The organism is Mesorhizobium sp. M0854, from assembly GCF_040319815.1.
Lineage (GTDB): Bacteria > Pseudomonadota > Alphaproteobacteria > Rhizobiales > Rhizobiaceae > Mesorhizobium.
The window spans coordinates 73190-94452 of sequence record NZ_JAMYOL010000001.1 but is presented as its reverse complement, the minus strand read 5'-3'; the positions used below and the strand labels follow the sequence as shown (position 1 = coordinate 94452).

The following is a 21263-nucleotide window of genomic DNA, read 5'->3' as shown; positions in this document are numbered from 1 at the left end:
ATGCGGCGCCCCCTAGATTTCATGCGCCGCTTGCGGCCGGCCGAGCATTGTGGCCTGCCGCCTCAGAAGAAGCCGCGATACGGTATCCTTCGCGGCGCCTTTCTTGCCGTGGTGGCGACGCTCACAGCCTCGGCGCTGGCCGGGGCGCCGCAACCGGCGGGGCTTGCCACCAGCCGCACGGATCTGACGCCGAAGGATCTGGCGCGCGTCATCGCCATCACCAGGCCGACCAGCGATTTCTCCAAGCCCGAGCAATTCGAGCTGATGCAGGGCGGCGCCGGCACCTCGAAGAAGGACGTCAACAAGGACGCCTTCTCGCAATCCTCCGCCAACATCAGCTTCGAGGAAGAGGGCACCTTCAAGCTCGGCAACGCCATTTTCCGCAAGAACTGGGTGTCCTCGCCATCCTCGACACAAGCCTCGGATGGGCTCGGTCCGTTGTTCAACGAGCGCGCCTGCCAGAACTGTCATCTGAAGGACGGTCGCGGCCATCCGCCCCAAGGCGACAGCGGCACCACCTCGATGTTCCTGCGCCTGGCAAGGGAAGCCAGTACCGAGGAGGAGAAAGCCGCGCTCGCCGATCACAAGGTGCTCAACTTTCCCGACCCGGTCTATGGCACACAACTTCAGGAGCTAGCCGTTCCCGGCCTGCAGGGCGAAGGCAGGATGCATGTCGATTATCAGGAGCAAAAAGTAAAACTGGCGGACGGCAGCGTCGTGTCGCTGCGTAAGCCGAGCTATTCGGTCGAGGGTCTCGCCTACGGGCCGCTCGATCCGCACACCACGCTGTCGCCGCGCATGACACCGCCGATGATCGGCCTTGGCCTGGTCGAGCAGATCGCTCCCGCCGACATCCTTACGCGTGCCGATGCGGCCGACCGCGATGGTGACGGGATTTCCGGCAGGCCAAACATAATACGCGACGCCAGCAGCGGTGAACTGACGCTCGGCCGTTTCGGCTGGAAGGCGCAGGCGGCATCGATCCGCCAGCAATCGGCGGACGCTTTTGCCGGCGATATTGGCATTTCGACGCCCGAAGTGCCGAAGCACTGGGGCGATTGCAGCGCCGCGGAAAAGACCTGCCTTGGCCTACCTAACGGTGTACAGGAGCGCCTCGGTCCGGTCGAAGCGCCGCCGCCGGTCATGGACCTCGTGACCTTCTATTCGCAAAACCTTGCCGTGCCGGCCCGGCGCGATCTCGACAGACCGGACGTGCTCGCCGGCAAAAAACTATTCTACGATATGGGCTGCATCTCCTGCCATACGCCGAAATTCGTCACCCGTCGCGACACCCCGAACAAGGCGCAGGCCTTCCAGCTGATCTGGCCCTATTCCGATTTCCTGCTGCATGAAATGGGACCCGGTCTTGCCGACGGACAGGCGGTGGGCGAGGCCACGGGAAGCGAATGGCGCACGCCGCCACTGTGGGGCATCGGGCTCACCCAGACCGTCAGCGGCAACACCTTCTTCCTGCATGACGGGCGCGCACGAAGCCTGGCCGAGGCGATTCTGTGGCATGGCGGCGAGGGTCAGAAGGCGCGTGACCGCTTTGCCGCTGCCGATGCGGCCGACCGCGCCGCGCTGATCAAGTTTCTGGAGTCGCTCTGATGCGGAAGCGTCTTGCATTCGCTCTGATGCTGGTCCTCGCCGGTGCGCTGCCGGCATCCGCGACGGTGAAGGCTTCGGATGTGATCCAGCGGGCGATCGACGGCTTCGTCCGCCCGGCCTATGCCAGACTGCATGACCATGCGGACAGCTTGGCCAAGACCATGCACGCGCTTTGCCAAGCGCCCTCGCGAGACAATCTCGATGCGGCACGCGCCGAGTTCGCCGGTGTCGTGGATGCCTGGTCGGTGGTGGAAATCATCCGTTTCGGGCCGATCGCGGAAAACAACCGGCTTGAGCGCATGCTGTTTTGGCCGGACCGCAAGAGCATCGGCCTGAAGCAGGTGCAGGCGGCACTTGCCGGCAAGGATCCGACAGCCGCCGATCCGGCCCAGCTGGCTACAAAGAGCGTCGCCATGCAAGGGCTCGGCGCACTGGAATTCGTCCTCTACGGCGACGGAGCCGGTCAATTGGTCGGCAGGGACGACGCCTATCGCTGCGCCTACGGTGCGGCCATTGCCGGCAATGTCGAGACGATTGCCGGCGAGGTTGGCGATGCCTGGAACGAGCCCAACGGCTTTGCCGCGCTCTGGGCCAATCCGGGTCCGCAGAACGCGCTCTACCACGACGGAACTGAAGCGGTGACCGAACTGGTCGGCGTCTTCATCAACGAGCTGGAAATGGTCCGCGACGTACGCCTGAAAGGCTTCCTGGGCGCCAAGCCGGAGGCCGACAAACCGAAACAGGCGATCTATTGGCGCTCGCAAAACACCGCCCGCTCGCTGACCGGGAATCTGGCGGGCATGGACACGCTGTTCCAGGCCTCGCAGCTTGGCGACGCGCTGCCGGCCGATGCGCGCTGGATGGCAGAATCGGTCCACATCCAGCTCACCAACGGGATCGAGGCGGCCAAGGCGATCAGGGGACCGATCGACAAGGCACTTGCCGATCCGGCGCTGCGCCAGAAGCTCGACTATTTCTCGCTGGTGACATCCAGCCTGACGACCCTGATCGGCACCAGGCTGACCGCCGAATTCGGCCTGACCGCCGGGTTCTCGTCATTGGATGGCGACTGATCATGAGGACGCCGCTGATCGATCGGCGCGATTTCCTGAGGGCCGCAGGCGCTGGTTTCGTAGCGGCGATGGCGCCGTCGGCCTGGGCAAAGACACTCGACGCCGACTCGGTCTTCGCCACCGCTTTCGTCAAGCGCGACGGCAGCTATGGCGCGGCCGTCCTGTCCGAGGCCGGCAAGTTGTTGCACACGATCGATCTGCCCGATCGGGGCCACGACGTTACCTTCGACCCGGTGTCCAATCGTTCGGTGGTGTTTGCCAGGCAGCCGGGCACCTTTGCTGTCGTCTTCGACCATACCGGCCGCTATAAACCGCACACCATTGCCAGCGTTGCCGGCCGGCATTTCTTCGGCCATGGTGTGTTCTCGGCCGATGGCACGCTGCTCTACGCAACCGAGAACGATTTCGACAATGCCGCCGGCGTCGTCGGCGTCTATGACGCGCATGCGAAATTCAAGCGCATCGGCGAGTTCCCGACCTACGGCGTGGGCCCGCACGAACTTCTGCTTCTCTCCGACGGCAGGACAATCGCTGTCGCCAATGGCGGCATCGAAACGCATCCGGATTATGGCCGCGCCGAGCTCAATATCGCAACGATGAAGCCTTCCTATGTTCTGGTCGACCGCCTTACCGGCGATCTCACCGAAAAGCACGAATTACCGCCGGCGCTACACCAACTGTCGATCCGCCATATGGATGCCGACCGCTCCGGCACCGTCTGGTTCGGCTGTCAATACAGGGGGCCCGGTACCGATCGTCCCCCACTGCTCGGCCGCGCGGCGCGCGGCATGGACCTGAAATTACTCGACATGTCGCAGGACGTGCTCTCCGCCTTCAGGAACTATATCGGCTCGGTCGCCGCCAACCCTGCCGCCGGCACCATCGCGGTGTCTTCGCCTGAGGGCAATTCGCTTGCCGTGATCGACGCGGCCAGCGGCCGTATCGTCGCCACCAAGGCGCTGGTCGAGGTTTGCGGCGTTGCAGCCGATGGGGAAAGCTTCATGGCGACGACCGGCGCCGGCGATATCGTCGAGTCCGGTGGCTCGATACATTCCGAGCCTGACTATATCTGGGACAATCACGTGCTGCGTATCGAGCAGGTCGGCTAGTCCCGATACCTATGTGGCGATTGCGTGCGTTGGAACTTACATTCTTGGACCCGCGCCGAAGCCAAGTCGCCTGACGATTTATCCATTATTCCCTTGCGGGGATCAGCCCTGGCGGGCAGAGGGAAGCTGTTTTCGAAACTGTCTCAACCGGCCGCTTCATGAAATTGCTTGCCATCGACTGTGCCGCCAATCTCTGCGCCGCCTGCGTCTACGACGCGGCGGCCGGGAAAGAACTCGGCCGTTCGGTGCTCGATCTCGGTAAGGGTCATGCCGAGCATCTGATGGGTGTCATCGAAAAGGCGTTGGGGACCAGCAGAACCGACTATTCCGGCCTCGGCGCCATTGCCGTTTCGACGGGTCCGGGCTCCTTCACCGGTCTGCGCGTCGGCGTCTCGGCGGCGCGCGGCCTTGCGCTGGCGCTGAAAATCCCGGCGATCGGCGTGACGACTCTGGAGGCCCTGGCGGCGCAAGCGAGAGCGGCATTTCCCGGTCGCGCCGTGCTCGCCGCGCTCGATGCAGGTCGCGAGGAGATCCATGCGGCACTTTACGATGAGAGGTCGGTTCTGATCTTTGGTCCGGCCGTGACCACGCTCTCGCAAGCAGCCGCCATCGCGGTCGACAGATCTGCGGTTCTCGCCGGCACGGCGGCAACCCAAATTGCCGCGGCGGCCGGGCGCAGCTTCGATCTCGGCGGGACGGCGGCCACCGCCGACATCGCCGTCTATGCCCGGCTGGCCGCCGCCCAACGTGCCGGTAAAAAGGGCGAGGGCGAAAAGCCGAAACCGCTCTATCTGCGCGGCGCCGACGCCAAGCCGCAGGCCGGCTTTATTCTATCTAGGCAAAAAAACTGATGCGCATTCCATTCCTCCAGCCGCGTCGCAGGGACTATGCGATCGAGCCGCTGACGGTTGCCGACAGCGCGGCCATGTCGGTGCTGCATCGCGAGGATTTCGCGCGGCCGTGGACCGACGACGAATTCGCCGCGCTGCTCGAGCAGGACACGGTGTTCGGCTATGCCGCGCGCGAGACCGGACAGGGTGCCAAGCCGCCGGTCGGCTTCGTGCTGGCTCGGCTGGCGGCCGGCGAGGGGGAGATCCTGACGGTCGCGGTGGCACGCTCGCATCGGCGCCGGGGGCTCGGCTGGCAATTGATGGATGCGGTGCTGCGTGAACTGCACGCACAGCGCGCCGAGGCACTTTTCCTCGAGGTCGACGAGACCAATGTCGCCGCGATCGCGCTCTACCGGCGGTTCGGCTTCCGCGAGGTCGGCAAGCGCGCCAACTATTACAAGTCGCCGGAGCACGGCCCGACCGGCGCGCTTGTCATGCGCCGCGATCTTCGCTAGCCAAACGCCGGGGTGGTGCGGATGATCGGAAAAATCAGGATTTTCCTGGCCCTGGGGCTGGTTGTCGTCGGCTCATTGGTGCTTGTGCCTTTGCAGATACTGTCGATGAGGACCGGACTCTGGCGCGAGACCTTCATCCTGAAGATCTGGCACAGAATGATCGTCAGGGCGCTGGGGCTGCGCATCCATGTCAAGGGAGCGCTGTCCGGCCAGCGCCCATTGCTGATTGCTGCCAACCACATCTCCTGGACCGACATCATGGTGCTGGGGTCGATGGTCGACGTGACGTTCATCGCCAGGGCCGATATGGCAGGCTGGCCGCTGATCGGCATGCTGTCGAAGCTGCAACGCACCGTCTTCATTGAACGTGAGCGCAAACGCTCGTCGGGCGACCAGGCGAGCGAGATCGCCGGCCGGATGGCCAAGGGCGACGCCATGGTGCTGTTCGCCGAAGGCTCGACCGGCGACGGGAACATGATCCTGCCGTTCAAGAGCACGCTGTTCGGCGCCGCTACAATGGCGATTGCGGAAGGGGCGACCGAACAGGTCTTCATCCAACCGGTGGCGATCGTCTATACGCGCCTGCATGGCGTGCCGCTCGGCCGCCGGCATCGGCCGGTTGCCGCCTGGATCGGCGATGAGGAGCTGATGCCGCACCTCAAGGTGCTGATGGCCGAGGGCGCCCTCGACGTCGAGGTGCATTTTGGCGAGGCGATTGCTTTCTCCAAGGGCTCCAGCCGCAAGGAGACGGCAAAGCAGATGGAACGCCAGGTGCGCGAGATGGTGCAGGCGGCGCTCGCCGAACCGCGCCCGAGCCGGTAGTCTGCGCAGGTTCCGGCCAGATTCGTCTGTTTTTTGTCGGGGAAAGGCGCTAGAAGCCGCGAAATGGAATTGAACACGATAGAACGCGACGACATCGGCGCTGCCGCCGAAAACCTGGTCGTTCCGCCTGCCGCGACCAGAAAGGTCTTCGTCAAGACCTATGGCTGCCAGATGAACGTCTACGATTCGCAGCGCATGACCGATGCTCTGGCGGCCGACGGCTATGCCGCGACAGACGCCATCGGCGAGGCCGATCTGGTGCTGCTCAACACCTGTCACATCCGCGAGAAAGCGGCGGAAAAGGTCTATTCCGAACTTGGGCGCATCCGTGAGCTGAAGGCGGAGCGTGCCAAGGCCGGGCGCGAAATGCTGGTCGGCGTCGCCGGCTGCGTGGCGCAGGCCGAGGGTGCCGAGATCATCCGCCGCTCGCCGGCTGTCGATCTGGTCATCGGTCCGCAGACCTACCACCGGCTGCCCGGGGTGCTGGCGAGGGCGCGGAGCGGCGAAAAGATCGTCGAGACCGATTATGCCGTCGAAGACAAGTTCGAGCATCTGCCGCAGCCGAAGCGCGCCGAACTGATCAGGCGCGGCGTGACGGCGTTCTTGACCGTTCAGGAAGGCTGCGACAAGTTCTGCACCTTCTGTGTCGTGCCCTATACGCGCGGCTCGGAAGTCTCGCGGCCGGTGGCACAGATCGTCGCCGAAGCCGAGCGCCTGGCGGATGCCGGCGTGCGCGAGGTGACGCTGCTCGGCCAGAATGTCAACGCCTGGCACGGAAGAGGTGAAGACGGCGAGGAATGGGGCCTTGGCCGGCTGCTGTTCAGGCTGGCAGAGATTCCAGGTCTGGCGCGGCTGCGCTACACGACCAGCCATCCGCGCGACATGGACGATGAATTGATCGCCGCCCATCGTGATTTGCCTACGCTGATGCCCTATCTACATTTACCGGTGCAATCCGGCTCCGACCGCATACTCAAGGCGATGAACCGCAGGCATATGGCCAAGGACTATCTGACGTTGATCGACCGCATCCGTGCCGCACGGAACGACATCGCACTGTCCGGCGATTTTATTGTCGGCTTTCCCGGTGAGACGGAAGCGGATTTCGAGGCGACGATGCAGTTGGTCGAAGACGTCAACTATGCCTCGGCCTTCTCGTTCAAATATTCTCCGCGCCCCGGCACGCCGGGCGCGGAGATGGGCGATCACGTGCCGGAGGCCGTCAAGGACGAGCGCCTGCAGCGGCTGCACGCGCTGCTTCTGAAACAGCAGCAGCATTTCGGCGCAAGCCTGGTCGGCAGGACTATCGACACGCTGATCGAAAAGCCTGGCCGCCAGGCCAGCCAGAAGGTTGGCCGCTCGCCGTGGCTGCAGCCGGTTATTGTTGATGAAAAGGCCGGCGAAATCGGTGACATTATCCAGGTACGAATCACGAAGACGGGCTACAACAGCCTGTTCGCCGAATTGGCCTGAAGGCCTCGGCAGATGAGGAGAGACGGTTGAGCGCTGCTGAAGTCAAGAACCTGCCCCAGAATCTACCCTCCGGGGCCTCGGATATCGCGCACATCGTACTGACTTTCGACAATAACAAGCTTGCCAGCGCCCTTTACGGCCAGTTCGACGAGAATCTGGCCAGGCTCGAGCAGAAGCTCGGCGTCGATATCCGCTCGCGTGGCAACCAATTGACCATCAAGGGCTCTTCCTCGGCCGCCGAGCAGGCGCGCCGCGCCTTGGACAATCTTTACGGCATTCTGCAGAAAGGCACCGATATCGGCCAGTCCGATGTCGACGGCGCCGTGCGCATGGCGATCGCCACCGACGACCAGCTGACGCTGCCGACGCTGGAGCGCAAGGGCAAGGTGTCCGCCGCCCAGATATCGACGCGCAAGAAGACCATCTATGCCCGCTCGCTCAACCAGGACGCCTATATGCGCGCGCTGGAGCGGTCGGAACTCGTCTTCGGCATCGGCCCGGCCGGCACCGGAAAGACCTATCTGGCGGTGGCGCATGCGGCAATGCTGCTCGAACGTGGCATGGTCGAACGGATCGTGCTGTCGCGCCCCGCGGTCGAGGCCGGTGAACGGCTTGGCTTTCTGCCGGGTGACATGAAGGAGAAGGTCGATCCCTATCTGCGGCCGCTCTATGACGCGCTCTACGACATGATGCCGGCCGACAAGGTCGAGCGGGCGATTGCTGCTGAGGTCATCGAGATCGCGCCGCTGGCATTCATGCGCGGCCGTACGCTGGCGCACGCTGCCGTCATCCTCGACGAGGCGCAGAACACCACGCCGATGCAGATGAAGATGTTCCTGACCCGGCTCGGCGAGAACTCGCGCATGATCGTCACCGGCGATCCGACCCAGATCGATCTGCCGCCAAACACCAAATCCGGCCTGGTCGAGGCGCTGAGAATCCTCGACGGCGTCACCGGCATGGTGACCGTACGCTTCAATGAAGGCGACGTCGTCAGGCATCCTCTGGTCGCCGAGATCGTCAAGGCCTACGACCGTGACGGCAAGCTGGCCAGGGGTTTGGGTGTCGAAAGCTGATACGATTATGCGGCCGCATGGCTGAGGAGCAAAAGGCGGGGGGACCGCTTCCCGTCGAAATCGATATCGCGATCGAGGCGGGCGACTGGCCCGACGAGGCGGTGCTGATGCGGCTGGTCGACCACGCCGTCTCGGCCGCCTTTGCCGAAACCGGTGCCGACGGCCGTTCCGAGCTCAGCATCGTCTTTTCCGACGATGCCCGTATCCGCACGCTCAATGCCGGCTGGCGTGGCAAGGACAAGCCGACCAACGTCCTGTCTTTTCCAGCTTTTCCGTTTGCCAGGGGAGGGCCTCTGCCGCCGATGCTCGGCGACATCGTGCTGGCCGCCGAGACTGTCGCGCGCGAGGCGGCACTGGAAGACAAGCCCATCGAGGACCATATCTCCCATCTCGTCATCCATGGCCTGCTGCATTTGCTGGGCTATGATCACGAAACGGATGCCGAAGCGGAACTGATGGAAGCGACAGAGCGCGCAGCACTTGCGAGGCTTGCCATTCCCGATCCCTACACGTAATTACAAAAGACCAATTGACCGGACGATGATGAACGACAAACCAGAGACTGCCGCCCGCTCCGACGCCGGCAGTGTGATCAAGCCTTCCGAAACGACGGAAGAGGGCTCGAGTCCGAGTACCACGACCGGCAGCTTCGCCAGCGAGGCATCGCCTGCCGGTCCTTCCCTGTTCGATCGCGTGCTCGGGCTTTTCAGGCACCGCAACGGCACCAGCCTGCGCGAGGAGATTGCCGGTGCGCTTGCCGAAACGGCGAGCGATGCAGAATCCTTCTCGCCCGGCGAACGCGCCATGCTCAACAATATCCTGCGCCTGCGCGAAGTGCGGGTCGAGGACGTCATGGTGCCGCGCGCCGACATCGAGGCGGTCGAGATCACCACGAAGCTCGGCGACCTTCTGGGGTTGTTCGAGCAGTCCGGCCATTCCCGCATGCCGGTCTATTCGGAGACGCTCGACGATCCGCGCGGCATGGTCCATATCCGCGACGTGCTGGCGCATATCACCAAGGTCGCCCGCGTCAGAAAGGGCAGGACGACCAGGAAAACTCCGGTCGCGACGGTTCTCGATCTCGCCCAGGTCGATCTGGCGCGCACCATAGGCGATCTCAGCCTGATCCGACCGGTGCTGTTCGTGCCGCCGTCGATGCTCGCCTCCGACCTGATGGGGCGAATGCAGACGACGCGCACCCAGATGGCGCTGGTCATCGACGAATATGGCGGCACTGACGGTCTCGTCTCGCTCGAGGATATCGTCGAGATGGTGGTCGGCGACATCGAGGACGAGCATGACGAAGACGAGCCGATGATTACCCAGGCCGGCGAAGGCGTCTTCATCGTCGACGGCAAGGCCGAGATCGACGACGTCGCCAAGATGATCGGCGAGGATTTCGCCGCCGGCGAGCACGGCGAATATGTCGACACGATCGGCGGCATGATCTTCAACACGCTTGGCCGGGTGCCGGCGCGCGGCGAAGTGGTGCAGGCCATACCCGGCTTCGAGTTCCATGTGCTCGACGCCGATCCGCGCCGCGTCAAGCGCGTGCGCATCGTCGAGACCCTGAAGGGCGAGCGCCGCCGCCGCGCCGTCCGCACCGAGCAGGCTTGAAGGACGCGGCTTGCCCGATGCCGGTTGAGGACCCGTTCAAGCACTCAACCTTGGGCTCGGGTGTCTTCTACCAGAATCCGCGGGCCGCATTGACATGGCTTGAAAAGGCTTTCGGCTTCGAGCCGAGCATGGTGGTCAGCGATGCTAATGGCAGGCTCGTCCATTCCGAGATGCGGTTCGGCGACGGCTATATCATCGTCGATTCCGAATGGGCCGACCATATAGCCAGCCCGGCTTCAGTTGCAGGCAAGAACACGCAGTCGGTCTATGTACGCCTGAAGGACGGGATAGATGCCCACTGCGATCGTGCAAGGGCGGCGGGAGCCGAGATCGTCGAGGAGCCTGCCGACCAGCTCTACGGTGAACGGCAGTACAGGGCGCGCGATCCTGAAGGCCATGTCTGGACCTTTTCCCAGACTGTCCGCTCCGTCCCACGCGAAGAGGCTGAGCGGCTGGGCGGACTGAAGATCGAAGGCTGGCATCGATAGCTATGAGCGGACTTGTTCGCTCTTATCCGGTTTGGAGCCAAGCCCGCGGCCTGATAAATCTTGCTTCCTGATTCGCACGACTCGGAAGCATAGATGGAGCGCCAGGCCGGCCGGATAATTCTGCTTTGGGGCTGGCGGCGCGCGCTGGTTGCGTTTCTTGCCGGGGCGCTGGCGGTTCTTGCCCAGGCGCCGTACGATTTCTTCGCCGTCTGTTTCGTTTCGTTTCCCCTGCTGGTGTGGCTACTCGACGGCGCGACCGGCGAAGCCTCGGGCGGTTTTCTGCGGCGCTTGCTGCCGGCTTTCGCCATCGGCTGGTGGTTCGGTTTCGGCTACTTTCTTGCCGGTCTCTGGTGGGTCGGCTCGGCGCTTCTGGTCGAGGCCGACAGCTTCGCCTGGGCCTTGCCGTTCGCGGTGGTCGGCATCCCCCTCGCGCTCGCCTTCTTCTATGGCTTCGCCGCCGTGGTCGCCCGGCTGTTGTGGAGCAACGACATCGGACGCATCGCGGCACTTGCCTTCGGCTTTGCCTTGGCGGAATGGCTGCGCGGCTTCCTGTTCACCGGCTTTCCCTGGAATGCCGTCGGCTATGCGGCGATGCCGGTGCCTTTGCTGATGCAGAGCGTATCGGTGACCGGCATGGTCGGCATGGACGCGCTTGCGGTCTTCGTCTTTGCGCTGCCGGCGCTGCTTGCGGCGCGCCGGCATCTCCGCCTCGGCGCGGCATTGCTTGTCGTTCTCGTCGCCGCCCATGCCGGCTTCGGCTATATCCGGCTCGCCGCCCCCGAAAAGCCGGCCGCCCGCAGTCTTGACGTCCGTATCGTGCAGCCTGCCGTCGACCTTACGGAAAAATGGGATACCTCGGTGCGTGACCGTATCTTCGCCACCATGATGGGGCTTTCGGCCAAGGCGCCGGAACCCGGCCATGACAGGCCGCAATTGATCCTGTGGCCGGAGACGTCCGTGCCGTTTCTGTTCACCGAACGTCCGGATGCCCTGCCTGCGATCGGAGAGATGCTTGGCGATGGCCAGATGCTGGTCGCCGGCGTCGTTCGCGAGGAAGGCGGCTCGGTGGCCGGCAGCCGTTACTACAACTCTGTGGTGGCGATCGACGAAAGAGGCGAAATCATCGATGCCGTCGACAAGGTCCACCTGGTACCCTTCGGCGAATACCTGCCTTTCGCCGATCTGCTCGGCCGCTTCGGGCTTGAGCAGCTTGTTGCCGGTCCAATGACCTTCGCGGCGGGCAATGAGCGGCATCCGATCGCGCTGCCCGGCGGTATCCGGGCGCTGCCGTTTATTTGCTATGAGGTCATCTTTCCCGATCTGGTCGCAGTTGACGCAACGTCAGCCGAGCTTATTGTGAACGTCACCAATGACGCCTGGTTCGGCGACACGCCGGGGCCGTACCAGCACTTCAGGCAGGCGCAGATCCGGGCGGTGGAGAATGGGGTGCCCCTGTTGCGCGCGGCTAATAACGGCATTTCGGCCGTTGTCGACCCACGCGGTCGCATCGTCGACGCGCTGGCAATCGATGCACGCGGCGCGATCGATGTGCGTGTGCCGATCTCCGACCAAGCCATCGTTTCCTCCGGCCAACGACGCATTAACGGAATGCTGATCATGTTTTTGCTTGCCGTTGCGGCATGCATTTTGAACGTAAGGCAAAGGCTACGGGCGAATTGACAGCCGACACATTAGAAACTCATACTGTAAGCGCCTGAAAATTTTCGAAGTCGATAAGGTCGTTCTGTTGGGGCACGGGCCGCGGCGTCGTTTGGGCAGCAAAATAGAAAAAGCCGGAAAAATTCGGCGAGGAAAAAATGACAGAAGAAAACAAGAAAAAGCCGAATCCGATCGACATCCACGTCGGAAGCCGCATCCGGCTTCGCCGCAATATGCTGGGAATGAGCCAGGAAAAACTGGGTGAAAACCTCGGCATAACGTTCCAGCAGATCCAAAAGTACGAAAAGGGCACCAATCGCGTCGGCGCCAGCCGTTTGCAGGCAATCGCCTCCATACTCGGCGTCCCCGTCGCCTTCTTTTTCGAGGATGCGCCCGGTCAGGAGCCCGTGGGCAACCGTGGATTTGCCGAGGATGCTTCGATGACCTCCGCCGTCGAATTCTGCGGCAGCCCGGAAGGCCTCCAGCTGAATCGCGCCTTCGTCAAGATCGCCGATGTGAAAGTGCGCCGCAAGATCATCGAGCTGGTGAAGTCGCTTTCCACCGACGAAGTCGATTGACTGGCCCGTGAAGAGTTCAACAAGGAAGGGCTCGTCGTAGCTGGGCATGCAATTTCTCGCGGCTGCGCGCATTGAGGGATGTTCATTCCGCAGATGCCCTAAAGCGCAGATCGATTTCGCTCGACTCGCTTCCTCGAAGCCGTTTTCCTCTATCTGTTGGTGCAAGGGCTGATCGCAGTGCGCCCTGCCGCCGTCTCTGGATGCAAAGATAATAACGTCAAAATTCATGCCAGAACGGCTGCATGGCTTGACGAGCGACGCCCGGCACCGTTAACAACTGGCGCGCCAAAATCGGCGGCCTGCCGATATCTTTTTCAAGAGGGGACACCCGTGACGCGGCACAATTACTTCTTCACCTCGGAATCCGTTGCCGAGGGCCATCCCGACAAGGTCTGCGACCGCATCTCCGACGAGATTGTCGATCTCGTCTATCGCGAAGCCAGAAAGACCGGCATGGACCCGTGGAAGGTCCGCGTTGCCTGCGAGACGCTTGCGACGACCAATCGCGTTGTCATCGCCGGCGAGGTGCGCGTCCCCGAGACGCTGCTCAAGAAGGACAAGGAGGGCAACGTCCTGAAGGATGCGGCCGGCCATCCGATCGTCAACCCGGCCAAGTTCAAGTCGGTCGCTCGCAAGGCGATCCGCGAAATCGGCTACGAGCAGGCCGGCTTCCACTGGAAGACAGCCAAGATCGAGGTCCTGCTGCACGGCCAGTCGCCGGATATCGGCCAAGGCGTCGACAACGCCTCCGACCGGCAAGGCGAGGAGGGAGCCGGCGACCAGGGCATCATGTTTGGCTATGCCTGCCGCGAAACCCCGGACCTGATGCCGGCGCCGATCTATTACAGCCACAAGATCCTCGAATTGCTGGCGGCTGCGCGCCATGAAGGCAGCGGTGATGCCGGCAGGCTCGGGCCGGATGCCAAGAGCCAGGTCACCGTCCGCTATGTCGACGGCAAAGCGGCGGAAGTGACGCAGATCGTGCTGTCGACCCAGCATCTCGATGAGACGTGGGATTCGAAGAAGGTGCGCAACGTCGTCGAGCCCTATATTCGCGAAGCACTGGGCGACCTGAAGATTGCCGACAATTGCAACTGGTACATCAATCCGACCGGCAAGTTCGTCATCGGCGGGCCTGATGGCGACGCCGGCCTGACCGGCCGCAAGATCATCGTCGACACTTATGGTGGGGCTGCGCCTCATGGCGGCGGCGCTTTTTCTGGCAAGGACACCACCAAGGTCGACCGCTCGGCGGCCTATGCGGCGCGTTATCTCGCCAAGAACGTGGTTGCCGCAAAGCTCGCCGATCGCTGCACCATCCAGCTTTCCTATGCGATCGGTGTCGCCCAGCCGCTGTCGATCTACGTCGACCTGCACGGCACCGGCAAGGTCGACGAGGCAAAACTCGAGCGTGCACTGCGCGCCGTGATGGACCTGTCGCCGTCCGGCATCCGCCGCCACCTCGATCTCAACAAGCCGATCTATGCCAAGACGTCGTCCTACGGCCATTTTGGCCGCAAGGCCGGCCGCGACGGATCCTTCTCCTGGGAGAAGACCGATCTCGCCAAGGCGCTCAAGGACGCTCTCGCCGAACCGGTCGCCGAAGCAGTCGCCGCCTAACCGCGGCGCCTATGGATCCGAAGGACCGGCCAAGCCGTGCGACCGAGGCCTTTTTCGGTCGCCGGCGCGGCAAGACCATTCGACCACAACAGGCAGCGGCGCTGGAGAGCGGCTTCGCCGCCTACAAGCTCGATCTGACGGTTGAACCGCCGGCCGACTTGCGCAGCCTTTTCGAAGCCGAAGTTTCGGCTGTCCAGCTCGAAATCGGTTTTGGCGGCGGCGAACATCTTCTGCACCGTGCTACGGCCAGCCAGACGACCGGCTTTATCGGTGTCGAGCCTTTCGTCAACGGCATGGCCAAGATGATGATGGCGGTCCGGAAGCGGCCGCTTGCCAATCTGCGCGTCTATGACGACGACGCCACACGTCTGCTGGACTGGCTGCCGCAGGCTTCGCTTGACGGCATTGACCTTCTCTATCCGGATCCGTGGCCGAAGAAGAAGCACTGGAAGCGGCGCTTCGTCAGCCCGGTCAATCTCGACCGCTTCGCGCGCGTCCTGAAGCACGGCGGAAAATTCCACTTTGCGTCCGATATCGACAGCTATGTGAACTGGACGCTCCTGCATTGCCGGGCGCACGACGCCTTCACGTGGCAGGCAAGCGAAGCAGCCGACTGGCACCGGCCCTATGATGGCTGGCCGGGGACGCGCTATGAGGCCAAGGCCATTCGCGAAGGCCGACGGCCCGCCTATCTCACCTTCGTGCGGAAATAAGCGGGAAATTAGAGCTGAGCACAAGGCGAGCGGGCCGAAGGCTCTCGGCGGCCACTTGGCTCAGAAGCGACGGATCTTGTCGAAGGCTGCCGGCTCCATGCCGAGATTGCGCAGATCATGCGCACGCGGCTTGCGACCGCGTTCCACAGCCCGCGACGCGGCTACGGCGCTGCCGAACACGCTAAAGACATCGCCTATGGCTGAAAAAAATCCACGATTGTTCATGATGGGACCCTTTCGAGCGCAGTGAGCGCTCCAATTGTGCAATGCAACGTAGATAGTCGTGCGTGGCCGGTGCTCAAACGGTGATCACTGCATGGGCGCCATGCATTTGGAGCAGCGCTGCGGACTCGGAGCCTTGCCGTCATGCAGGACGGGCTTGAAACGAGGACCACGATCGTCTATATCAGCTTCAAATTCTTGGTCGGTATGACGAAGAGTGGGTCCACCCGGTCCCGCTCTTTTTTATTACCTGCCGACCGACAGAAATCGAGTGACGGGACCGAATGACAGTGACGGCAAGCGAAGGCGACGACCGCATCATCCGCGAAAGCGGCATCGATGCGCGCATCGCGCTGATCGTTCAGCCGGTACTGCGCGCCATTGGCTTCCGCTTGGTACGTGTGCACTTGTCGGGCCAGAACGGGCTGACGCTGCAGATCATGGCCGAGCGCGAGGACGGCACCATGACGGTCGAGGATTGTGAAGAGGTCAGCCGGGCGGTATCGCCGGCGCTCGATGTCGATGATCCGATCGAGAAGGCTTATCATCTCGAAGTGTCGTCGCCGGGCATCGACCGGCCGCTGGTCCGCAAATCGGACTTTGCAGCCTGGACCGGCCATCTGGTGAAGATGGAAACGTCGGTTCTCGTCGCCGACCGTAAGCGCTTCAAGGGCAAGATCGCCGAAAGCGACGCGGACGGTGTGCTGATCGAGCGTGACAAGGCCGCTTACGGCGAGGAGCCGACGGTACGTGTTCCCTACGATGCGATTGCCGAAGCGCGGCTGATTCTGACCGACGACCTTATCCGCGATGCGCTGTCGAAGGACAATCGGGCGCGCAAGGAAGCCAGGAAACGCCGCGGCGAACCCGAAGACGCACCAGAGGGTGCGGAAGACGAAACCGAACAGGAAATGTGATTGGGCTGCCGGCCGTAAAGGTCGGCAACAAGCTCGGGAGAAAGAAGATGGTTGTAAGCGCCAACAGGCTTGAACTGCTGCAGATCGCCGATGCGGTCGCGCGTGAAAAGTCGATCGACAAGTCGATCGTCATCGCCGCCATGGCCGATGCGATCCAGAAGGCCGCGCGCTCGCGCTACGGCCAGGAAACCAATATCCGCGCCGACATCAATGCCAACACCGGCGAGATGAAGCTGCAGCGGCTGATGGAAGTGGTCGAGAAGGTCGATGACTACGCGACGCAGATTGCCATTTCCTCGGCGCGCGAGCGCAATCCGGACGCCCAGCTCGGCGATTTCATTGCCGAACAGCTACCGCCGATGGATTTTGGCCGCATCGCCGCCCAGTCGGCCAAGCAGGTCATCGTGCAGAAGGTGCGCGAGGCCGAGCGCGACCGGCAATATGACGAATACAAGGACCGTATCGGCGAGATCGTCAACGGTACCGTCAAGCGCGTCGAATACGGCAACGTCATCGTCGATCTCGGCCGCGGCGAAGCGATCATCCGCCGCGACGAGCTGATTCCGCGCGAAAACTACAAGTATGGCGATCGCGTCCGTGCCTATGTCTATGACGTGCGCCGCGAACAGCGCGGCCCGCAGATATTCCTGTCGCGCACCCATCCGCAGTTCATGGCGAAGCTGTTCACCATGGAAGTGCCGGAAATCTACGACGGCATCATCGAGATCAAGTCGGTCGCCCGCGATCCGGGTTCGCGCGCCAAGATCGCTGTCATCTCGCGCGACAGCTCCATCGATCCGGTCGGTGCCTGCGTCGGTATGCGCGGCAGCCGCGTCCAGGCGGTCGTCGGTGAATTGCAGGGCGAGAAGATCGACATCATTCCTTGGTCGCCTTCGGCGGCGTCCTTCATTGTCAATGCATTGCAGCCGGCGGAAGTCGCCAAGGTCGTGCTCGACGAGGATGCCGAGCGCATCGAGGTCGTCGTTCCCGACGATCAGCTGTCGCTGGCCATCGGCCGCCGCGGCCAGAACGTCCGTCTTGCCTCGCAGCTCACCGGCTGGGATATCGACATCCTGACCGAGCAGGAAGAGAGCGAACGCCGCCAGAAGGAATTCGTCGAACGGTCGTCGCTGTTCATGGAAGCCCTCGACGTCGACGAGATGGTCGGCCAGGTGCTCGCTTCCGAAGGCTTCACCAGCGTCGAAGAGGTCGCGTATGTCGACTCCGGCGAAATCGCGTCGATCGACGGCTTCGACGAGGACACGGCTTCGGAAATCCAGACCCGCGCCCGCGAATATCTGGAGAAGATCGAAGCCCAGCATGACGAGAAGCGCAAGGCGCTCGGCGTCAAGGACGAGCTGCGCGAGATTCCCGGCATCACCACCGCCATGATGGTGACGCTCGGCGAGGACGGCGTGAAGACGATCGAGGATTTCGCCGGCTACGCCGCCGACGACCTGACCGGTTGGAAGGAACGCAAGGACGGCGAGACGAAGGTATTCCCGGGTGTGCTCGCCAACCACGGCGTATCACGCGCCGATGCCGAGCAGATGGTCCTGGCCGCTCGCCTGAAGGCTGGCTGGATCACCGAAGACGAGCTTGCCGCCGAGGGCGTGCCGGCTGACGAAACCGTCGGTGCGTGAGGTGAAACCGCATCGCACCGAACCCGCCCTTGGACGAGATGAACGATCGCACCTGCATCGTCACCCGCAGGCAAGCCGAACCGGATGAACTGATCCGTTTCGTCGTCGGCCCGGATTCGGCCGTCGTTCCGGACATCAAGAGAAACCTGCCCGGCCGCGGTTGCTGGGTGACGGCCGACCGCCTACATATAGAAAAGGCAGCGGCCAAAAACCTGTTTGCCCGTGCTTTTAAGGCGCAGGTGAGCGTGCCGGCCGATCTTGGCGGCATGGTCGACGCGCTGCTTTCCAGGTCCGCTCTGGGCATGCTTGGCCTGGCCCGCAAGGCGGGCGCCATAGCGCTCGGAGCGACCAAGGTCGAGAGCGCCGTGCGCGGCGGACTTGCACTTTTCGTGCTCCACGCGACCGAGGCTTCCGACGATGGCGTCCGCAAGATAAGCCAGGCGCGACGGGCAACCGTCCACCTTGGCGGGCCTGCGATCCGCGCTTACAAACTTTTCTCCGAGGCCGAGTTGAGCTTGGCATTGGGGGGTACAAATGTGATACATGCTGCCGTTCTCGCGGGAGACGCGGGCAGGGCGGTCCAGAAGCGCATGGTTGCGCTCGACCGATATCGGGGCGGTTCCCCGGACGATCTGGCAATGCTTGCGGCCGTTGCTGACGAAGATGATGCCGCAGAGGATATGGAATGAGCGATACGAAATCGGGCGACGACAAGACGCTGAGTGTTACGCCGAAGAAGACCTTGACGCTGAAGCGCCCCGGTATGGAACAGGGCACGGTGCGCCAGAACTTCTCGCACGGCCGCACCAAGTCGGTGGTCGTCGAGACCAAGAAGCGCAAGTTCTCGCTGCCCGGCGACAAGCCGGAGCCGGCGGCAGCGCCTGTTTCCGTCTTCACGCCGAAGCCGGTCGCGGCAGCGCCTGCCGTGCAGGAAGCTCCCAAGGCGCCTCCCCCTCCGCCGCCGGTCGAACGCGGCGGCATGGTGCTGAACGAGTTGTCGCGCCAGGAAATGGAAGCGCGCCGCCGGGCTCTCGAGGGCTCGAAGGTCCGCGATGTCGAGGATCGCCAGCGCGCCATCGAGGAAGCCAAGCGCCGCAGCGAGGACGAAGAGCGCCGCCGCCGCGAGCGCGAGGAATCGGCTCGCCGTCAGGCCGAGGAAGAGGCACGGCTGCAAGCCGAGGCCGAATCCCGCCGCCGTGCCGAGGAAGAGGCGCGCCGCCGTGCGCCGCTCGCCGCCGAACTGGCAACAGTCGATGACGAGGAAGAGGTCAAACCGAAGCGGACCGGTGCCGGCGCACCAGTGCGCCGTCTGGTCACGCCGGAAGTGGCGCGTCCGGCCAAACCGACCAAGGGCGAGGAAGACCGCCGCCGCGGCAAGCTGACGCTGAATTCGGCGCTTTCCGACGAGGATGCGCGCGCCCGCTCGCTCTCGTCGATGCGCCGCCGTCAGGAGAAATTCAAGCGCGCGTTGCATAACGAGCCACGCGAGAAAGTCATGCGTGAAGTGATCCTGCCCGAAACCATCACCATCCAGGAGCTGGCGCAGCGCATGTCCGAGCGCGCTGTCGACGTGGTCAAGTTCTTCATGAAGCAGGGCCAGATCCTGAAGCCTGGTGACGTCATCGACGCCGACACGGCCGAACTCGTCGCCACAGAATTTGGCCACACGGTCCGCCGCGTCGCCGAGTCAGACATCGAAGAGGGCTTGTTCAACATCGCCGATCGTCCCGAGGACCTGCGGCCGCGTCCGCCGGTGGTAACGATCATGGGCCATGTCGATCACGGCAAGACCTCGTTGCTCGATGCCATCCGCAATGCCAACGTCGTCTCCGGCGAGGCCGGCGGCATTACCCAGCATATCGGGGCCTATCAGGTCGAGAAGAACGGTCACAAGATTACCTTCATCGACACTCCCGGCCACGCCGCCTTCACGGCGATGCGTGCCCGCGGTGCCCAGGCGACCGATATCGCCATCCTGGTGGTGGCAGCCGACGACAACGTCATGCCGCAGACGATCGAATCGATCAATCATGCCAAGGCGGCCGGCGTTCCGATCATTGTGGCGATCAACAAGATCGATAAGCATGACGCCGACCCGCAGAAGGTGCGTTCGGAACTGCTGCGCCACGAGGTGTTCGTCGAATCGATGGGCGGCGAGGTGCTGGATGTCGAGGTGTCGGCGACCAAGGGCATCAATCTCGACAAGTTGCTCGAAGCGATCCTGCTGCAGGCCGAAATCCTCGACCTGAAGGCCAATCCGGACCGCACCGCGGAAGGCGTGGTCATCGAAGCCCAGCTCGACAAGGGCCGCGGCCCAGTCGCTACCGTGCTGGTGCAGACCGGCACGTTGATGCCGGGCGACATTCTCGTCGCCGGCAACGAATGGGGCCGGGTACGCGCGCTCGTCAATGATCGCGGCGAGCAGGTCAAGGAAGCGCCGCCGGCAATGCCGGTGGAAGTCCTCGGTCTGCAAGGTACGCCGCTGGCCGGCGACCGCTTCGCCGTTGTCAACAACGAAGCCCGCGCCCGCGAGATCACCGAATATCGCCAGCGTCTGGCGCGTGAGAAGGCGGTGGCCAGGCATGCCGGCCAGCGCGGCTCGCTTGAACAGATGATGTCGCAGTTGCAGACCAGCGGATTGAAGGAATTCCCGCTGGTCATCAAGGGCGACGTGCAGGGCTCGATCGAGGCGATCAACGCCGCGCTCGACAATCTCGGCACCGACGAGGTGCGCGCCCGCATCGTCCATGCCGGGGCCGGCGGCATCACCGAAAGCGACGTGTCGCTGGCGGAAACTTCCGGGGCTGCGATCATCGGCTTCAACGTTCGCGCCAATGCGCAGGCCCGCGCAGCCGCGGCTGCGGCAGGCATCGAGATCCGCTACTATTCGATCATCTACAATCTGGTCGATGATGTGAAAGCGGCGCTCTCCGGCCTGCTCTCGCCGGAGCGTCGCGAGACCTTCATCGGCAATGCCGAGATCCTCGAGATCTTCGACATCACCAAGGTCGGCAAGATCGCCGGCTGCCGTGTCACCGAAGGCAAGGTCGAGCGTGGTGCGGGCGTCCGCCTGATCCGCGACAACGTCGTCATCCACGAAGGCACGCTGAAGACCCTGAAGCGCTTCAAGGACGAGGTTTCGGAAGTTCCGGGCGGCCAGGAATGCGGCATGGCCTTCCAGAACTACGAGGACATGCGCGTCGGCGACGTCATCGAGTGCTTCCGCGTCGAGATGGTGACCAGGACGCTCTGAGCTCGAACGTTCGAGTTCGGGCATCCATCGAGACCGGGCGGTGGTCG

20 protein-coding genes are annotated in these 21263 nt (G+C 63.3%); 19 read left to right on the top strand and 1 reads right to left on the bottom strand.

Annotation, left to right across the window (positions count from 1 at the left end):
* Positions 1–21: 21 nt before the first annotated feature.
* From NKH99_RS00425 to trmB, 15 genes are all read left to right on the top strand, one after another.
* Positions 22–1608, top strand: coding sequence for a di-heme oxidoreductase family protein (locus NKH99_RS00425; RefSeq protein WP_502899989.1), 1587 nt, complete (start codon positions 22–24; stop codon positions 1606–1608).
* Positions 1608–2681, top strand: a complete 1074-nt coding sequence (locus tag NKH99_RS00420; RefSeq protein ID WP_352613875.1) for an imelysin family protein — start codon at positions 1608–1610, stop codon at positions 2679–2681. The genes NKH99_RS00425 and NKH99_RS00420 overlap by 1 nt, the downstream gene beginning before the upstream one ends.
* 2 nt (positions 2682–2683) lie before the next feature.
* Positions 2684–3790, top strand: a complete 1107-nt coding sequence (locus NKH99_RS00415; RefSeq protein WP_353011914.1) for a DUF1513 domain-containing protein — start codon at positions 2684–2686, stop codon at positions 3788–3790.
* A gap of 158 nt (positions 3791–3948) precedes the next feature.
* Positions 3949–4641, top strand: coding sequence for a tRNA (adenosine(37)-N6)-threonylcarbamoyltransferase complex dimerization subunit type 1 TsaB (gene tsaB, locus NKH99_RS00410; RefSeq protein WP_352541250.1), 693 nt, complete (start codon positions 3949–3951; stop codon positions 4639–4641).
* Positions 4641–5135 (top strand): ribosomal protein S18-alanine N-acetyltransferase, encoded by a 495-nt coding sequence (rimI, locus tag NKH99_RS00405; protein WP_352470057.1) that lies wholly within the window; start codon positions 4641–4643, stop codon positions 5133–5135. Before tsaB ends, rimI begins: the two co-directional genes overlap by 1 nt.
* Before the next feature lie 21 nt (positions 5136–5156).
* Complete coding sequence (gene olsA / locus NKH99_RS00400; protein WP_353011909.1) at positions 5157–5957, top strand: lyso-ornithine lipid O-acyltransferase; 801 nt, start codon at positions 5157–5159, stop codon at positions 5955–5957.
* A 63-nt stretch (positions 5958–6020) separates the two neighbouring features.
* Complete coding sequence (gene miaB / locus NKH99_RS00395) at positions 6021–7430, top strand: tRNA (N6-isopentenyl adenosine(37)-C2)-methylthiotransferase MiaB (protein ID WP_353011906.1); 1410 nt, start codon at positions 6021–6023, stop codon at positions 7428–7430.
* A 26-nt stretch (positions 7431–7456) separates the two neighbouring features.
* Positions 7457–8506, top strand: a complete 1050-nt coding sequence (locus NKH99_RS00390; protein WP_352541253.1) for a PhoH family protein — start codon at positions 7457–7459, stop codon at positions 8504–8506.
* 17 nt (positions 8507–8523) lie between these two features.
* Positions 8524–9021: an rRNA maturation RNase YbeY gene (gene ybeY, locus NKH99_RS00385; RefSeq protein WP_352541254.1), complete on the top strand. Its 498-nt coding sequence runs from the start codon at positions 8524–8526 to the stop codon at positions 9019–9021.
* A gap of 28 nt (positions 9022–9049) precedes the next feature.
* Positions 9050–10123, top strand: coding sequence for a hemolysin family protein (locus NKH99_RS00380; protein WP_352613880.1), 1074 nt, complete (start codon positions 9050–9052; stop codon positions 10121–10123).
* Positions 10124–10140: 17 nt separating this feature from the next.
* Positions 10141–10611 (top strand): VOC family protein, encoded by a 471-nt coding sequence (locus tag NKH99_RS00375; RefSeq protein ID WP_352680491.1) that lies wholly within the window; start codon positions 10141–10143, stop codon positions 10609–10611.
* A gap of 93 nt (positions 10612–10704) precedes the next feature.
* A complete protein-coding gene (gene lnt / locus NKH99_RS00370; protein ID WP_353011901.1) occupies positions 10705–12291 on the top strand; it encodes an apolipoprotein N-acyltransferase in 1587 nt (528 codons plus the stop codon).
* Between the two features lie 137 nt (positions 12292–12428).
* On the top strand, positions 12429–12848 hold the full coding sequence (locus NKH99_RS00365; RefSeq protein WP_023676895.1) for a helix-turn-helix domain-containing protein: 420 nt from the start codon (positions 12429–12431) through the stop codon (positions 12846–12848).
* A gap of 330 nt (positions 12849–13178) precedes the next feature.
* Positions 13179–14468 carry a methionine adenosyltransferase gene (gene metK, locus NKH99_RS00360; RefSeq protein WP_023676896.1) on the top strand — a complete coding sequence of 430 codons (1290 nt, stop codon included), beginning with the start codon at positions 13179–13181 and terminating at the stop codon, positions 14466–14468.
* An 11-nt stretch (positions 14469–14479) separates the two neighbouring features.
* Positions 14480–15181, top strand: a complete 702-nt coding sequence (trmB, locus tag NKH99_RS00355) for a tRNA (guanine(46)-N(7))-methyltransferase TrmB (RefSeq protein ID WP_353011898.1) — start codon at positions 14480–14482, stop codon at positions 15179–15181.
* Between the two features lie 60 nt (positions 15182–15241).
* Here the strand turns inward: trmB and NKH99_RS00350 are convergent, their stop codons facing one another.
* Positions 15242–15406: a hypothetical protein gene (locus tag NKH99_RS00350; RefSeq protein ID WP_353011896.1), complete on the bottom strand. Its 165-nt coding sequence runs from the start codon at positions 15404–15406 to the stop codon at positions 15242–15244.
* A gap of 281 nt (positions 15407–15687) precedes the next feature.
* Here NKH99_RS00350 and rimP point away from each other — a divergent pair, with 281 nt between their 5' ends.
* The 4 genes from rimP to infB are packed head-to-tail and all read left to right on the top strand — an operon-like array spanning position 15688 to position 21216.
* The gene (rimP, locus tag NKH99_RS00345) at positions 15688–16320 is read left to right on the top strand and encodes a ribosome maturation factor RimP (protein WP_023676900.1); all 633 of its coding nucleotides are present in this window, start codon (positions 15688–15690) and stop codon (positions 16318–16320) included.
* 47 nt (positions 16321–16367) lie between these two features.
* Positions 16368–17963 (top strand): transcription termination factor NusA, encoded by a 1596-nt coding sequence (gene nusA / locus NKH99_RS00340; RefSeq protein WP_352681242.1) that lies wholly within the window; start codon positions 16368–16370, stop codon positions 17961–17963.
* Between the two features lie 38 nt (positions 17964–18001).
* Entirely contained in the window at positions 18002–18652 is a 651-nt protein-coding gene (locus tag NKH99_RS00335) for an RNA-binding protein (RefSeq protein WP_352455116.1), read from the top strand.
* Positions 18649–21216, top strand: a complete 2568-nt coding sequence (infB, locus tag NKH99_RS00330) for a translation initiation factor IF-2 (RefSeq protein ID WP_353011893.1) — start codon at positions 18649–18651, stop codon at positions 21214–21216. Before NKH99_RS00335 ends, infB begins: the two co-directional genes overlap by 4 nt.
* The last annotated feature ends 47 nt before the right edge of the window (positions 21217–21263 follow it).

What these genes read in the sequence shown, in the direction of transcription:
- infB (WP_353011893.1), top strand. Translation starts at nt 18,649, where the DNA reads ATGAGCGATACGAAATCGGGCGACGACAAGACGCTGAGTGTTACGCCG.
- miaB (WP_353011906.1), top strand. Translation starts at nt 6,021, where the DNA reads ATGGAATTGAACACGATAGAACGCGACGACATCGGCGCTGCCGCCGAA.
- lnt (WP_353011901.1), top strand. Translation starts at nt 10,705, where the DNA reads ATGGAGCGCCAGGCCGGCCGGATAATTCTGCTTTGGGGCTGGCGGCGC.
- rimI (WP_352470057.1), top strand. Translation starts at nt 4,641, where the DNA reads ATGCGCATTCCATTCCTCCAGCCGCGTCGCAGGGACTATGCGATCGAG.
- trmB (WP_353011898.1), top strand. Translation starts at nt 14,480, where the DNA reads ATGGATCCGAAGGACCGGCCAAGCCGTGCGACCGAGGCCTTTTTCGGT.
- NKH99_RS00365 (WP_023676895.1), top strand. Translation starts at nt 12,429, where the DNA reads ATGACAGAAGAAAACAAGAAAAAGCCGAATCCGATCGACATCCACGTC.
- NKH99_RS00380 (WP_352613880.1), top strand. Translation starts at nt 9,050, where the DNA reads ATGAACGACAAACCAGAGACTGCCGCCCGCTCCGACGCCGGCAGTGTG.
- olsA (WP_353011909.1), top strand. Translation starts at nt 5,157, where the DNA reads ATGATCGGAAAAATCAGGATTTTCCTGGCCCTGGGGCTGGTTGTCGTC.
- NKH99_RS00375 (WP_352680491.1), top strand. Translation starts at nt 10,141, where the DNA reads ATGCCGGTTGAGGACCCGTTCAAGCACTCAACCTTGGGCTCGGGTGTC.
- NKH99_RS00420 (WP_352613875.1), top strand. Translation starts at nt 1,608, where the DNA reads ATGCGGAAGCGTCTTGCATTCGCTCTGATGCTGGTCCTCGCCGGTGCG.
- NKH99_RS00335 (WP_352455116.1), top strand. Translation starts at nt 18,002, where the DNA reads ATGAACGATCGCACCTGCATCGTCACCCGCAGGCAAGCCGAACCGGAT.
- rimP (WP_023676900.1), top strand. Translation starts at nt 15,688, where the DNA reads ATGACAGTGACGGCAAGCGAAGGCGACGACCGCATCATCCGCGAAAGC.
- ybeY (WP_352541254.1), top strand. Translation starts at nt 8,524, where the DNA reads ATGGCTGAGGAGCAAAAGGCGGGGGGACCGCTTCCCGTCGAAATCGAT.
- nusA (WP_352681242.1), top strand. Translation starts at nt 16,368, where the DNA reads ATGGTTGTAAGCGCCAACAGGCTTGAACTGCTGCAGATCGCCGATGCG.
- NKH99_RS00350 (WP_353011896.1), bottom strand. Translation starts at nt 15,406, where the DNA reads ATGAACAATCGTGGATTTTTTTCAGCCATAGGCGATGTCTTTAGCGTG.
- NKH99_RS00425 (WP_502899989.1), top strand. Translation starts at nt 22, where the DNA reads ATGCGCCGCTTGCGGCCGGCCGAGCATTGTGGCCTGCCGCCTCAGAAG.
- tsaB (WP_352541250.1), top strand. Translation starts at nt 3,949, where the DNA reads ATGAAATTGCTTGCCATCGACTGTGCCGCCAATCTCTGCGCCGCCTGC.
- NKH99_RS00415 (WP_353011914.1), top strand. Translation starts at nt 2,684, where the DNA reads ATGAGGACGCCGCTGATCGATCGGCGCGATTTCCTGAGGGCCGCAGGC.